This window comes from Streptomyces sp. YKOK-I1, from assembly GCF_054660435.1.
The window spans coordinates 2644037-2658214 of the sequence record NZ_BAAGDR010000001.1; the positions used below are offsets into that span (position 1 = coordinate 2644037).

Below are 14178 nucleotides of genomic sequence, written 5' to 3' on the forward strand. Positions count from 1 at the left end.
CGTGACGCCGCTGACAACGAAAGAGGCCGATCCCACGACGTAGGACGCGGCCGCGTCGTGGGGACCCACGACGCGGCCGCGCTCCCGGAGGGGATCAGTGGGCTCCGGTGCCCGTCAGGGAGCGGACCTCCAGCTCGGCGTACTTGCCCTGGTCGGGCTCCTCCTTCGACAGGAGGGTGCCGAGGATGCCGAGGAGGAAGCCGACGGGGATGGAGATGATGCCGGGGTTCTCCAGCGGGAACCAGTGGAAGTCGGCGTCCGGGAACATCGAGGTGGGCTTGCCGGAGACGACCGGGGAGAACAGCACCAGGCCGACCGCGGTGACCAGGCCGCCGTAGATCGACCAGAGGGCCCCGGAGGTGGTGAACCGCTTCCAGAAGAGGCTGTAGAGGATGGTGGGGAGGTTGGCGGAGGCGGCGACCGCGAAGGCGAGGGCGACCAGGCCGGCGACGTTCAGGTCGCGGGCGAGGGCGCCGAGGAGGATGGAGACGGCGCCGATGCCGACGGTGGCGTAGCGGGCCGCGTTGATCTCCTGCTTCTCGGAGGCCTCGCCCTTCTTGATGACGTTGGCGTAGATGTCGTGGGCGAAGGACGAGGACGAGGCCAGGGTGAGGCCGGCGACGACCGCGAGGATCGTGGCGAAGGCGACCGCCGAGATGGTGGCGAGCAGGATCGCGCCCCAGTTGGAGTCGACGCCGCCCAGGTGGAGGGCGAGGAGCGGGGCGGCCGTGTTGCCGGCCTTGTTCGACGCGACGATCTCGTCCGGCTTGATCAGCGCGGCGGCGCCGAAGCCGAGGGCGAGGGTCATCAGGTAGAAGGAGCCGATCAGGCCGATGGCCCAGATGACGGACTTGCGGGCGGCCTTGGCGGTGGGGACCGTGTAGAAGCGGATCAGGATGTGCGGCAGACCGGCGGTGCCGAGGACCAGGGCGATGCCGAGGGAGATGAAGTCCAGCTTGGTGGTGCCGGTGGCGCCGTACTTCAGGCCGGGCTCCAGGAAGGCGGCGCCCTTGCCGCTGTTGTCGGCGGCCGAGCCGAGCAGGTCGGAGACGTTGAAGTCAAACTTCAGCAGGACCAGGAAGGTCAGCAGCAGGGCGCCGGCGATCAGCAGGACGGCCTTGACCATCTGGACCCAGGTGGTGCCCTTCATGCCGCCGATGGTGACGTAGACGATCATCAGGACGCCGACCAGGGCGACGATGCCGATCTTGCCGCCGTCGCTGGTGATGCCCAGGAGCAGCGAGACCAGGACGCCGGCGCCCGCCATCTGGGCGAGGAGGTAGAAGATCGAGACGACGATCGTGGAGGTGCCGGCGGCGGTGCGGACCGGGCGCTGGCGCATGCGGTAGGCGAGAACGTCGCCCATCGTGTAGCGGCCGGAGTTGCGCAGCGGCTCGGCGACCAGGAGGAGGGCGACGAGCCAGGCGACGAGGAAGCCGATGGAGTAGAGGAAGCCGTCGTAGCCGAAGAGGGCGATGGCGCCGGCGATGCCGAGGAAGGACGCGGCGGACATGTAGTCGCCGGAGACCGCGAGTCCGTTCTGGAAGCCGGTGAACTGGCGGCCGCCCGCGTAGAAGTCGGCCGCGTCCTTGGTCTGACGGCCCGCCCAGACCGTGATGACGAGGGTGGCCGCGACGAAGACCGCGAACAGGGTGATGATCAGCGGCCGGTGCTCGCTCGCCTCGCCGGCGGCGAGCAGGGTGGTGTGCTGTGCGGGGCTCATGCGCCGCCCTCCATCCGGGTCTTGATGGCCTCGGCCTTGGGGTCGAGCTTGGCGGCGGCGGTGCGCGCGTACCACCAGGCGATGAGGAACGTGGTGAGGAACTGGGCGAGGCCCAGCACGAGGGCCACGTTGATGTTGCCGAAGAGCTTGGTGCCCATGAAGTCGCCCGCGTAGTTGGAGAGCAGGACGTAGAGCAGGTACCAGGCGATGAAGCCGACGGTCAGCGGGAAGGCGAACCCGCGGTAGGAGCCGCGCAGTTCACCGAACTCCGCGCTCTCCTGCACCGCGACGAACTCCTCGGTGGAGGGGAGTTGGGCTTGGGTTTTCGAGGGGGGCGGTGTCTCGGTGGCCACGGAGTCTCCTCGCTTGCGGACGGTGGGTCGGGCGGGGGCTCGATCGTGCACGGGCTCCCTGTCCAAGGGCACGGCGGCACACCAGGACGGGTTCAACCCGATCGGGTTCTTTCGTAAGTCGTCGCCTTGATCGCCCGATGTCGTTGCTGGGCGGTGAGTCGGGGAGATAGCTTCGGCGCAGCACCACCCGTCATGTACCTGCCCAGACGCTGCGGGCGGGTCCTCTTCTTCCGGATGATGTGGAGACCCCATGGCTCATCTGCCTTCCAGACGCCGCCTCGCTCTCGCGGTGCCCGTCGTGCTGTCGTTGACCGCCGCCGTCGGCTTCCTGCCGACGACCGCCACCGCGACTCCGGCATCGGCCGCGGCCGCGGTGTCGACCGCCCAGGCGGCCGAGGCCGGGACGCTGGCGTATGTCGTCAACACGAAGGTGGACCACCGCACGATCGCGTCGGTGAAGAAGGCGATCGCCGCGGCAGACGGCACCCTGGTGGCGTCGTACGACAGGATCGGCGTGCTCGTCGTGCACTCGGCCAACCCCGAGTTCGGCGCGCAGATACGCGCGGTGCGCGGGGTGCAGTCGGCGGGTGCCACGCGCACCGCGCCGCTGACCGCCGCGGGGACCACCGACGAGGGGGCCGCGCAGGTCCTGTCGAAGGCGGAGGCCGCGAAGATCGAGAAGGCCTCCGACGCGGCGGGCCAGAGCGAGCCGCTCGAGGCCGACCAGTGGGACCTGCGGGCGATCGGCGCCGACAAGGCCGCCACGGTCGACCCGGGCAGCAGGAAGGTCACGGTCGCCGTGATCGACACCGGCGTCGACGACACCCACCCGGACCTCGCGCCGAACTTCTCGGCGTCCCAGTCGGCCAACTGCGTGGGCGGTGTCGCGGACACCAGCGAGGGCGCCTGGCGGCCGTACACCGCGGACGACTACCACGGCACGCACGTCGCCGGTGAGATAGCCGCGGCCCGCAACGGCATCGGTGTGGCCGGTGTCGCCCCGGGTGTGAAGGTCGCCGGCATCAAGGTGAGCGACCCCAAGGACGGCCTCTTCTACCCGGAGAACGTCGTCTGCGCGTTCGTGTTCGCCGCCGACCACGGCGTGGAGATCACGAACAACAGCTACTACGTTGATCCATGGCTGTACAACTGCATGGACGACCCCGACCAGCGGGCCATTGTCGACGCGGTCAACAGGGCTCAGCTGTACGCCCAGAAGAAGGGCACGCTCAATGTGGCCTCGGCGGGCAACTCCAACCACGACCTGGACTCCGACGCGCTGGTGGACTCGTCCAGCCCGGACGACTCCACGCCGGTGACGCGGACGGTCGACCCGCACGAGTGCTTCGACGTGCCGACCCAGCTGCCGGGTGTGGTCACGGTCAGCGCCACGGGCGTCAAGGGCACCAAGTCGTACTACTCCACCTACGGTCTGGGCGCCGTCGACGTGGCCGCCCCGGGCGGCGACAAGTACCAGATCCCGGACACGCCGTCGGCCAACGGCCGCATCCTGTCGACACTGCCGAACAACACGTACGGCTTCCTCCAGGGCACGTCGATGGCGTCCCCGCACGTGGCCGGCGTGGCCGCGCTGCTGAAGTCGACGCACCCCTTCGCGTCCCCGGCCCAGCTGCAGGCGCTGCTCAAGGCGCAGGCGGACAACCCGGGCTGCCCGACCGAGCCGTACGACGGCAACGGTGACGGCGTGGTGGACGCGACCTGCGTGGGCGGCAAGCGTGTCAACGGGTTCTTCGGGTACGGCGTGGTGAACGCGCTGCGGGCCGTCAAGTAGCGACCGCCGACATCTATACATTGATTGAGTCAACCCTGTAAATCAATACTGCACAATACAGTCATGACATCAATCAATGACGTGTGGTCGGAGCTGGGCGGCGATCCCGCCCGGCTCACCCGCGTGTCGACCGTCGTACGCGCGGACGCGCTGCCCGCCCGGCTGCCCGTGCGGGAGCTGGCGCGGGCCTGTGTGGGTGCGTGTGCGCTGGCCGGGGCGGAGCTGGGGGCGCTGCGGGCGGGGCTCGCGCGGGTGCCCCGGGTGCGGGTGGACGACGGCGCGGTGGCGACCGCGTTCACCGGCGAGCGGCGGCTGCTGGTCGACGGGCGGGCGCCGGAGCCGTTCGCGCCGCTGTCGCGGTTCTGGCGGACGGCGGACGGATGGGTGCGCACGCACGCCAACTACCCGCACCACCGCGAGCGACTGCTGAAGGCGCTCGACGTGCCGGACGACCCGGCCGCCGTGGCGGCCGTGGCGGCCGCGATGGCCGGGCGGTCCGCGCGGGGCGTCGAGGACGCGGTGTACGCCGCCGGGGGTCTCGCGGTCGCGCTGCGCACGCCCGAGGAGTGGGCCGCGCACCCGCAGGCGGCCGAGGTCGCCGCGCGCCCGCTCGTCGAACGCGGCCGACTGGACGGCGTACGCAGGCGTACGTTCCCGGCGCTCGCCGGGGCTCCCCTGCTGCCCGCCGCCGGGCTGCGTGTCCTGGACCTCACGCGGGTGCTGGCCGGGCCGGTCGCCACCCGCACGCTCGCCCTGCTGGGCGCGGACGTGCTGCGCCTCGACGCGCCCGGACTGCCGGAACTCCCCGACCAGCACATCGACACCGGGTTCGGGAAACGCTCGGCCCTGCTGGACCTGGCCGCGGACCGGCGCCGTCTCGAGGAGCTGCTCGCGGACGCGGACGTCGTCGTCACGGGCTACCGGCCGGGCGCCCTCGACCGGTTCGGCCTCTCCCCCGGGGTGCTGGCCGAGCGGCGGCCCGGGCTGGTGGTGGCGCAGGTGTCGGCATGGGGTGCGTACGGGCCGTGGGGGGACCGCCGGGGGTTCGACAGCCTCGTCCAGGTGGCCACCGGCATCGCGGCCGTCGAGGGGGCGGCCGGACGGCCCGGTGCGCTGCCGGCGCAGGCCCTCGACCACGGCACGGGCTACCTGCTGGCGGCGGGTGTGCTGCGGGCGCTGACCGAGCAGGCGGACGACGGCGGGAGTCGACTCGTGCGGGTGGCGCTGGCGCGGACGGCGGCGTGGCTCCTGGCGGGGGCCGATCGTGCGGTGGAGGGCGGGGAGGCTTTCCCTGGGGTCGAGGGGTGGCTCGGGGAGACCGACAGCGCGGTGGGGCGGCTTCGGTACGCGTTGCCGCCGGTGTTCTTCGAGGGGGGTCCGGGGGACTGGAGACGGCCGCCGGGGCCCTGGGGGGTTGATCCGGCGATGTGGGCATGAGCGCCCCCGCGCCCCTTTCGGGGCGCTGCCCCGGACCCCGGGTCCCTCAGGAACCGTCTGCCTGGTTCGTCGCCAACACCTTCAGCGCCGTGCGTTCGTCCATCGCCTTGTAGCCGTCCGGTACCGACTCGATGCCCACCCGTGAGGTCGAAGACGGGGGACGGGTCGATCGTGCCGTCGAGGACGTCGGCAGGAGGTCGGGGATGTGGGCGCGGACCGGCGCGACACCGCCGCGCAGGGTGAGGTCGCGGTCGAACATGACGCGCAGATCGAGTCCGGTGCCGCTGCCGTGCGGCACGCCGACGTAGCCGATGGCGCCGCCGTCGCGGGTGATGCCGACCGCCGTGCGCATGGACTGTTCGGTGCCGACGGCCTCGACGACGGCGTGGGCGCCCTGGCCGCCGGTGAGTTCGCGGACGGCCGCGACGGCCGCGTCCCCGCGCGCGGCGACGACGTCGGTGGCGCCGAAGCGGCGCGCGATGTCCGTGCGGACCTGGCGGCGGCCGAGGGCGATGATCCGCTCGGCGCCGAGCCGCTTGGCGGCGAGGACCGCGCACAGTCCGACGGCGCCGTCCCCGACGACGGCGACGGTGGCGCCGGGCCGGGCGCCCGCGCCGAGGGCGGCGTGGTGGCCGGTGCCCAGCACGTCGGAGAGGGTGAGCAGCGCGGAGAGCAGGTGCCCCTCGGAGGCCGCCTCCTTCGGCAGCCGGACGAGGGTGCCGTCGGCGAAGGGCACGCGGACGGCCTCGCCCTGGCCGCCGTCGTAGCCGACGGAGCCCCAGAAGCCGCCGTGCTCGCAGGAGGTGGTGAGACCCTCGCGGCGCAGTAGGCGCACACACCGTCGGACCACATGAACGGCGCGACGACCAGGTCACCGGCGCGGACCGTGCCCACCTCGGAGCCGGTCTCCTCGACCACACCGCGGAACTCGTGCCCGATCCTCCCCCAGTACGACGGCGTCGGTGGGCAGCTGCACCACGGGGTCGGGCACGTCCTCCACCCGCATGTCGCAGGGGGCGTGGATGGTGGTGGCGCGCAGGGCGAGGGTGCTTCTCGTGCGGGTGCGTGGGTGCGCTCAGGGGGTGGTCGAGCGCACTTCACGGTACGCCGTCGGCGGCGCCGCGCGTTCCTGGAGGGTGCCCCGGACCAGCAGGAACTGTGCGGCGGCGTACGTCAGCATGATCCACAGGTCGGGGCGCGGGGGCTGCGGCCAGTCGGCGACGCCGGTGGCGATGAGGGTGTCGGAGAGCAGGAAGAGCACACCGCCGGCGCCGGCGAGGGGGCCGAGGCGGGTGGCGGCGGTGTACGCCATGGCGGTGAGGAGGGTGCTGTAGACGGCGACGGGGGCGCGCAGGTCCGGCGGGAGACCGGGCCACAGGAGGGTGAGGGTGGCGACGAGGACGGCGGCGTAGGCGGGGGCGAGGACGGTGGCACGCGCGCGGGGGTGGCCGTCGCGGGCGCCGGTCGTGAAGAGCACGAGGTAGCAGACGTGTCCGGCGGCGAAGCAGGTCATGCCGGCGAGGAACGCGGGGTCGGCGTCGGACAGGAGGAACACGTCTCCGCCCCAGCCGCACAGGACGGCGGCGAGGAGCAGCCGCGGTGCGCCGCTCACGGCCGCCCACGTGGCGAGGAGGGGCATGAGGAGCGGCTTGGCGACGGCGTGCCCGGGGTGCCAGTCGGCGGCGAGGGAGGCGAGGTCGACGGCCGTCGCGAGGACGAAGGCGGTGAGGAGGGGGCGGGGGCGGAGGGTCACGCGGCGCTGCTCTCCTGGACCGGCGTGGCCGGGTCGGCGACGGGCCGGGCCGGCTGCCATCCCGGCCCCCGGAAGACCCGCCCCGCGCGCTCGCGCCAGCCGCTCGCCGTCTTGATGTCCTTGACGATCGCCACGTACTCATGGGTGGCGACCTTGATCGGGTTGAACGTGTTGATGTTCTTCGTCAACCCGTAGACGGGCCGCTCCAGTTCCGGGACGAAGGAGCCGAAGAGCCGGTCCCACACGATGAGGATGCCGCCGAAGTTGCGGTCCAGATAGCCGCCCTGGGAGGCGTGGTGGACGCGGTGGTGGGAGGGCGTGTTGAGCACGGCCTCGAACCACCGGGGCATCTTGTCGATGCGCTCGGTGTGGATCCAGAACTGGTAGACGAGGTTGGCGGAGGAGCAGAACGCGAGCGCGGCGGGATGGACGCCGAGGGCGATGAGCGGGACGTAGAACGGCCAGACGGTGAGGGTCGTCCAGGGCTGGCGCAGCGCGGTGGTGAGGTTGAACTTCTCGCTGGAGTGGTGGACGACGTGGCAGGCCCACAGGATGCGGACGACATGGTGGCCGCGGTGGGACCAGTAGTAGAAGAAGTCCTGCGCGAGCAGCATCAGCGGGACGGTCCACCACAGGACGGGCACACGCAGCGGGGTCAGCTCGTAGATCGCCGTGTAGAGGGCGACGATGGGGATCTTCCAGAAGAAGTCGAAGACCAGGCTCCCGAGCCCCATGCCGACGCTCGTCGCCGCGTCCTTCGCCTCGTATCCGGCGGCCTCCTCGTCGGGGTGGATGCGGACGCTGATCATCTCGACCACGGTGAGCAGCACGAAGGCGGGTATCGACCACAGCACGACATCGGGCAGGTTCGGCATGTGGGCACCGTAGAACCGCAGGTCGGCCGGGGCTAGACGTGGTTACCGACAAGTATTTGCGGGGGTATGCGCTTGCTTGTTGGCGATCTCCGCCAAGAGCCGGGCGGGTGCTGCCTACGATGCGACGGGGTGACGGACGGGGCGGCGGACGGGGAGGCCGGGGGATGCAGGGGCTGGAGGTCGTGGTGGTGCGGCTGGCGTCGACGGTGGTCTCGGCGGTCGCCCGGTCGGTGCTCAAGCCAGGTCCGGGCGCAAGGCTGGTACCGGATCCGGTACGGCCGCTGCCGAAGCCGGCGGGGCCGGAGAAACTGGCCCGTGTGCTGGGCGGGCGGATCGCCGACGGCCACGCGGGGCTGCCGGAGAACGAGCGGCTGGCGGCGGTCGCGGCGGTGCAGGACACCTTCGAGGCGGCGGGTGAACTCGGCGCCGACCGTCTGTTCGCGGTGGATCTCGACCCGGGACGGCTGGCGGACGAACTGCGGCGTCCCGTCGCCGATCTGGCGGAACCGGCGCAGGACCTCTACGCCGAGCTGCTGGGGCTGTGCTGCGCGCACCTCGTCGAACAGCTCACCGCACAGCCGTCGTTCGCCGCGCGGGCGGCGGTGGAGCAGACCCGGCGGACGGGGGCGCTCCTGCGGGAGCGGACCCTGGAGCGGCGGAGCACCGACGGCGGCTTCGAGCAGCGGTACGCGGACTTCGTCGCCGCGACCCACTCCCGGCTGGAGCTGTTCGGGGTCACCCTCGGCGGCCGTCGCCACGCGGAATGGCCGCTGGACACGGCGTATCTGAGTCTGACGGTGAGCGGGCCACGGCACCACGCCTCCCCGGGCGAGGGGCTGCCCGGCGGGGCGCGTACGCCGGTGCGGGTGGAGCAGGCGCTCGCGGAGCACCGCAGGCTGCTGCTGCGGGGCCCGGCCGGTTCCGGGAAGTCGACCCTGATGCAGTGGCTGGCGCTGAACGCGGCCCGCCGCACCTTCGGCCCGGAGCTCGCGGACTGGAACCTGTGCGTGCCGTTCGTCCTGCGGCTGCGCTCCTTCACGGGACCGGACGGGCTGCCGCTCCCCGAGGACTTCCTGCCGGCGTCGGGCGTACCGCTGCGGGCACCGGCCGGATGGGCCGAGGAACTCCTCGCCGGCGGCCGGGCGCTGGTCCTCGTGGACGGGGTCGACGAGGTGCCGGCGCGCCTGCGCGACCGTACGGAGAACTGGCTGACGTCACTGATCACGGCCTTCCCGCAGGCCCGTTACGTCGTGACGACCCGCCCCTCGGCCGTACCGGAGGACTGGTTGTCGCACCGGCGCTTCACCACGTACTCCCTGATGCCGATGGAGCGCGACGACATCAGGGCGTTCGTCCGGCACTGGCACGACGCGGCGCGGCTGGAGTGCGGTCCGGACGGCGAGCGGGAAGCACTGGACCGGTACGAGGCGCATCTGGGCCAGGCGGTGGCGACCCGCCGTGACCTCGGGCGGCTGGCGACCAATCCGCTGATGTGCGCCCTGCTCTGCGCGCTGAACCGGGACCGGCGAATGCAGCTGCCGCGCGCCCGGAAGGAGTTGTACGACGCCGCGCTCGACATGCTGCTGGTGCGGCGGGACACCGAGCGCGAGATCGCGTCGGTGGAGGGCGTGGTCCTCTCCCGCGACGAGCAGACGGCCCTGCTCCAGCGGCTGGCGTACTGGCTCATCCGCAACGGCCAGGTGGAGGCCTCCCGGGACGAGGTCGTCGCCCTGCTCGACGAGTGGCTGGCGGCGATGCCGCAGGTACGGGAACAGGGGGACGCCGAGCAGGTCTTCGCCCACCTCCTGATCCGCAGCGGGCTGCTGCGCGAACCGGTCCCGGGATACGTCGACTTCGTCCACCGCACCTTCCAGGACTACCTGGGCGCGAAGGCCGCGGTCGAGGCGCGCGACTTCGGAGTGCTGGTGCGCAACGCCCACGACGACCAGTGGGACGACGTGGTGCGCATGGCCGTCGGGCACGCGCGCGTGGAGGAACGGGGGCGGCTGTTACGGCAGTTGCTGCGCCGCGCGGACAAGGTGCGGCGGCACCGGGAGCGGCTGGTGCTGCTGGCGGCGGCGAGCCTGGAGCATGCGCCGGAGCTGGATCCGGCGGTGCGGGGGGAGGTGGAGGCGCGGATGGGGGAGTTGATGCCGCCGCGGACGACGAGGCAGGCGGAGTCCCTGGCCAGGGTCGGGGAGCTGGTGGTGGAGCTGCTGCCGGGGCCGGAAGGAATAACCGATCGGGAAGCCGCGGCCGTGGTGCATACGGCAGGTCAGATCGGCGGCGACGCGGCACTGGGGGTCGTGGCACGCTTCCGGGCCGATGACCGCCTGCGTGTTCGTTCCGCGCTCGATGCAGCTTGGCAGCGCTTCGACGTCGTCGAGTACTTCGAAAGGGTTCTTGAAGGCACGGTTACTGCTGGGCAGATGCTCAACATGCGTGACACGGAGTCGGTGGCGCTGCTTCCGCGGCTCCCACAGCTCACTGAGCTGAACCTGATCGGGGATCACGGCATCCCATCCGTGGTGCTGCGGCACTCGGTGCTGGAATTCCTCGGGCTGGCCCACAACGATGTGGTCAGTGACCTCTCACCGCTGAGGAGACTGCCGCACCTGAAGCAGCTCTCCCTCAACCGCTGTCCGAGCGTCACCGATCTGGGCCCACTGTCCGGCATGCCGTTGACCCACGTCCATCTTTACGACTTCACCGAAGGATTCTCACTCGCGCCCCTGGCGGATCTCCCCGAACTCCGGCACCTGGTCTTCAACTTCGCGGCGGAAGAAACCCGTCTGGACGAATTGTCGTTCGCCCCTCGGCTCACCGGCATCAGGTTCTTCCACCAGGCCTGCGCCACGAAGCTCTCCGGGCTCGATGCCCTGACTTCCCTGGAATCGCTCACGGTCAACGAGAGGCACCAGTGGCACGACTTCCTGGCCGCCGGGGTGTTCTCCTCGTTGAAGACCCTCCACATCCTGGATGTACCTCACATCGATCTCGCGGATCTGGTGCCCCACCAAGGCCTTGCCCAGGTCCTGCTCCGCAAGGTCGAACAAGTGGAGCATCTCGCGGCCCTCACCGAGTTGCCCGAGTTGTCCACGGCCGAGTTCTTGGGCTGCGGCCCCCTCGACCTCACCCCACTGGCCCCCCTCCGGGACGTGACCGTCAATCTCTACGACTGCCCCCAGATCCTCGGCGCCGACCTCTTCCCCCCGGACCGCCTGCACATCGAGTGACGGACTGGGCGCTCACACCCCCGCCGCCCCCAGCAAAACCCCCACCCCGTACGTCACCCCCATCGCCACCGCTCCCCCGCACACGTTCCGCAGGACCGCCCGACGGGGCTCGGCGGCCCCCAGCCGGGCGCTGCTCCAGCCCGTGCAGAACAGGGCGACCAGGACCGACACCACCGTCACGGGCAGGCGCAGGCCGACCGGAGGCAGGACGATCGCGAGGAGGGGCAGCAGCGCGCCGGCGGTGAAGGCGAGGAAGCTCGCCCAGGCGGCGTGCCAGGGGTTGGTGAGGTCGTCGGGGTCGATGCCCAGCTCCACGCGCGCGTGAGCCCGCAGGGCGTCACGTTCCGTCAGCTGGACGGCGGCCTCGCGGGCCACCTCGCGGGTGAGGCCGCGTTCCTCCAGCAGCTCGGTGAGTTCCTCCAGTTCGGCCTCCGGCTGTTCGCGCAGCTCGCGCCGCTCCTGTGCGAGGGCCGCCTTCTCGGAGTCGCGCTGGGTGGACACCGACACGTACTCCCCCGCCGCCATCGACAGGGAGCCGGCCAGCAGACCGGCCAGACCCGCCGTCAGCAGCGCCGCGCGGTCGTCGGTGGCGCCGGCCACACCGACGACCAGGCCCGCGGTGGAGACGATGCCGTCGTTGGCGCCGAGCACGGCGGCGCGCAGCCAGTTCAACCGGGAGCCGAGGGTGCCCTCGTGGCTCTCTCGGTGGGGTGGTTCCGCCTCGGGTCGCGTCTCAGGTTCCGTCACGGGAGGGAGGATGGCATCTGGTGCGTCACCGGTGTCGGCGGCGCCCCGTATCCTCAATGACCATGCTCGCAGACCAGACGACCGCAGCGTCCTCCCCCACGGAGTGGCCGGCCGCGTATCCCCAGGGGTACGCGGTCGTTGACGTGGAGACCACCGGACTGGCCCGGGACGACCGGATCATCTCCGCCGCCGTCTACCGGCTGGACGCGCGCGGTGAGGTCGAGGACCACTGGTACACGCTGGTCAACCCGGAGCGCGACCCGGGTCCGGTGTGGATACACGGTCTGACGAGCGAGGTGCTGGAGGGCGCGCCCCTCTTCCAGGACGTGGCCGAGGAGTTCGCGGAGCGGCTCGCCGGGCGGGTGCTCGTCGCGCACAACGCGGTCTTCGACTGGCAGATGATCGCCCGGGAGTACGCGCGCGCGGAGCGCGAGGCGCCGGTGCGGCAGCGGCTGTGCACGATCGCGCTCTCCAAGGAACTGCGGCTGCCGCTGCCCAACCACAAGCTGGAGTCGCTCGCGGCCCACTTCGGTGTGGTCCAGCGTCAGGCGCACCACGCCCTCGACGACGCGCGCGTCCTCGCGGAGGCGTTCCGGCCGAGCCTGCGGGCCGCGGCGGCGGGCGGGGTGCGGCTGCCGCTGCTCGAGTGCCGGCCGCTGACGGAGTGGACCGACGGGCCCGCGCCCCGCATCGGCCGCCAGGGCGGCGGGGGTTACGGCGGCGGCTACGGCGGCCGGCCGAGCAGCTGGCGGCCGTCGCGCAAGCGGCCCGTCTGTCCGCACCCGAACCCCGGGCGGTACGAAGACGGCAAAAGGCTCAAGCAGGGCATGCGGGTGGCCTTCTCGGGCGACACGTCCGTGGACCGCGAGCTGCTGGAGGACCGGGCCACCGAGGCGGGGCTGCATGTGGCGACCAGTGTGTCCCGGCTGACCAGTCTGCTGGTCACCAACGATCCCGACTCGGGTACGTCGAAGGTGGTGAAGGCGCGGCAGTTCGGGACGCCGGTCCTGGACGAGGCGGCGTTCGGGCAGCTGCTGCGCGACGTCGAGGCCGCCGGCGAGTGAGCCCGCACGGGGCCGGCGGGTGAGCCGTACGTACGGGTGATTACCGGGCGACTCGCCCACCGCCCGCTCGCCCGCGCGGGGGTGAGCGCTCACCCTGTGGCGCATGGCGAGATGCGAAGTTTGCGGCAATGACTACGGAATGACCTTCGAGGTGCACGCGCAGGGCGCCGTGCATGTCTTCGACTGCTTCTCCTGTGCGATTCATCGCATGGCCCCGATCTGCGAGCACTGCCGGGTCCAGATCATCGGCCAGGGCGTCGAGGTCGAGGGCCACTGGTACTGCGGCGCCCACTGCGCGCGGGCCGAGGGGAAGGCGGGCATCATCGACCGCGTCTGAGGAGTCCTGCCCACGGCACCCCTGCGACAGCGCCCCACGGCCCGAGAGGTACGGTCGTGGGGTGTACCGCTTCCTGTTGTCGCGGCAGTGGGTGATCCTCACGTTGGTCGCCCTGCTGCTCATCCCCACGATGATCCGGCTGGGCTTCTGGCAGATGCACCGCCACGACGAACGCGCCGCCCGCAACCAGCTCGTCACCGACGCGCTGTCCGCGAAGCCGGTGCCGGTGGAGCGGATGACGTCGCCGGGACACACCGTCACCCGTGACCAGCGCTACCGCGCGGTGACCGCGACGGGCACCTTCGACACCGCGCACGAGGTCGTCGTACGGCGCCGGGTCAACGCCGACGAGACGGTCGGCTTCCACGTCCTCACCCCCCTCGTGCTGACGGACGGCAAGGTGCTGCTGGTCAACCGGGGCTGGATCCCGGCGAACGGCCCGAGCCAGACCGCGTTCCCGAAGATCCCCGCGCCGCCCGCCGGCGAGGTCACCGTCACCGGGCGGCTGATGCCCGACGAGACGACCGCGGCGAGCGGCATCAAGGACCTCAAGGGTCTGCCGGACCGGCAGATCATGCTGATCAACAGCGAGGAGCAGGCGCGGCGGCTCGATGCGCGGGTGCTCGGCGGGTACATCGCGCAGACGGCGCCCGAGCCGAAGGGCGACACCCCGGAGCTGGTCGGGAAGCCCGGCAGCGAGGACGCGGCGCTGAACTACGCGTACGCCGTCCAGTGGTGGCTGTTCGCCGCGGGCGTCCCCGTGGGCTGGGTGGTCCTGGTCCGCCGGGAGCGCCGGGAGCGTGACGCGGCGGCCGCCTCGGCGCAGGAGAAGGAAGCGGCGCCGGCTGCGGTGTAGCGGCC

Annotated in this window: 11 protein-coding genes and 1 pseudogene; 6 read left to right on the forward strand and 6 right to left on the reverse strand. The window is 71.8% G+C overall.

The genetic code is table 11. The annotated features are described in order from the left end of the window. Nucleotides 1-94: 94 nt before the first annotated feature. Together ACYQ8Q_RS11295 and ACYQ8Q_RS11300 are read right to left on the reverse strand one after the other, a co-directional pair. Nucleotides 95-1723 carry a solute symporter family protein gene (locus ACYQ8Q_RS11295; RefSeq protein WP_460064142.1) on the reverse strand — a complete coding sequence of 543 codons (1629 nt, stop codon included), beginning with the start codon at nt 1721-1723 and terminating at the stop codon, nt 95-97. Continuing rightward, on the reverse strand, nt 1720-2076 hold the full coding sequence (locus ACYQ8Q_RS11300; RefSeq protein WP_460064143.1) for a DUF485 domain-containing protein: 357 nt from the start codon (nt 2074-2076) through the stop codon (nt 1720-1722). Before ACYQ8Q_RS11300 ends, ACYQ8Q_RS11295 begins: the two co-directional genes overlap by 4 nt. Nucleotides 2077-2326: 250 nt before the next feature. On the opposite strand from ACYQ8Q_RS11300, the gene ACYQ8Q_RS11305 reads away from it, so the two are divergent. Together ACYQ8Q_RS11305 and ACYQ8Q_RS11310 are read left to right on the forward strand one after the other, a co-directional pair. Beyond that, nucleotides 2327-3868 (forward strand): S8 family serine peptidase, encoded by a 1542-nt coding sequence (locus tag ACYQ8Q_RS11305; protein ID WP_460064145.1) that lies wholly within the window; start codon nt 2327-2329, stop codon nt 3866-3868. A gap of 63 nt (nt 3869-3931) precedes the next feature. Beyond that, a complete protein-coding gene (locus tag ACYQ8Q_RS11310) occupies nt 3932-5305 on the forward strand; it encodes a CoA transferase (RefSeq protein WP_460064147.1) in 1374 nt (457 codons plus the stop codon). Nucleotides 5306-5351: 46 nt separating this feature from the next. Here ACYQ8Q_RS11310 and ACYQ8Q_RS11315 read toward each other — a convergent pair. The 3 genes and pseudogenes from ACYQ8Q_RS11315 to ACYQ8Q_RS11325 form a co-directional block, all read right to left on the reverse strand. Next, nucleotides 5352-6344: pseudogene (locus tag ACYQ8Q_RS11315) on the reverse strand (zinc-binding dehydrogenase). Between the two features lie 36 nt (nt 6345-6380). Then, complete coding sequence (locus ACYQ8Q_RS11320) at nt 6381-7058, reverse strand: lysoplasmalogenase (protein WP_460064148.1); 678 nt, start codon at nt 7056-7058, stop codon at nt 6381-6383. After that, nucleotides 7055-7933: a sterol desaturase family protein gene (locus ACYQ8Q_RS11325; protein ID WP_460064150.1), complete on the reverse strand. Its 879-nt coding sequence runs from the start codon at nt 7931-7933 to the stop codon at nt 7055-7057. Before ACYQ8Q_RS11325 ends, ACYQ8Q_RS11320 begins: the two co-directional genes overlap by 4 nt. A 164-nt stretch (nt 7934-8097) precedes the next feature. Here ACYQ8Q_RS11325 and ACYQ8Q_RS11330 point away from each other — a divergent pair, with 164 nt between their 5' ends. Then, complete coding sequence (locus tag ACYQ8Q_RS11330; protein WP_460064152.1) at nt 8098-11169, forward strand: NACHT domain-containing protein; 3072 nt, start codon at nt 8098-8100, stop codon at nt 11167-11169. A gap of 12 nt (nt 11170-11181) precedes the next feature. On the opposite strand, the gene ACYQ8Q_RS11335 is transcribed toward ACYQ8Q_RS11330, so the two are convergent. Continuing rightward, nucleotides 11182-11916 (reverse strand): VIT1/CCC1 transporter family protein, encoded by a 735-nt coding sequence (locus tag ACYQ8Q_RS11335; protein ID WP_460064154.1) that lies wholly within the window; start codon nt 11914-11916, stop codon nt 11182-11184. 62 nt (nt 11917-11978) lie between these two features. On the opposite strand from ACYQ8Q_RS11335, the gene ACYQ8Q_RS11340 reads away from it, so the two are divergent. The 3 genes from ACYQ8Q_RS11340 (at nt 11979) to ACYQ8Q_RS11350 (ending at nt 14173) form a co-directional block, all read left to right on the forward strand. Next, entirely contained in the window at nt 11979-12980 is a 1002-nt protein-coding gene (locus tag ACYQ8Q_RS11340) for a DEDDh family exonuclease (protein ID WP_460064155.1), read from the forward strand. A 103-nt stretch (nt 12981-13083) separates the two neighbouring features. Then, complete coding sequence (locus ACYQ8Q_RS11345; protein WP_079061473.1) at nt 13084-13317, forward strand: hypothetical protein; 234 nt, start codon at nt 13084-13086, stop codon at nt 13315-13317. 61 nt (nt 13318-13378) lie between these two features. Further along, nucleotides 13379-14173: an SURF1 family cytochrome oxidase biogenesis protein gene (locus ACYQ8Q_RS11350; protein WP_460064158.1), complete on the forward strand. Its 795-nt coding sequence runs from the start codon at nt 13379-13381 to the stop codon at nt 14171-14173. The last annotated feature ends 5 nt before the right edge of the window (nt 14174-14178 follow it).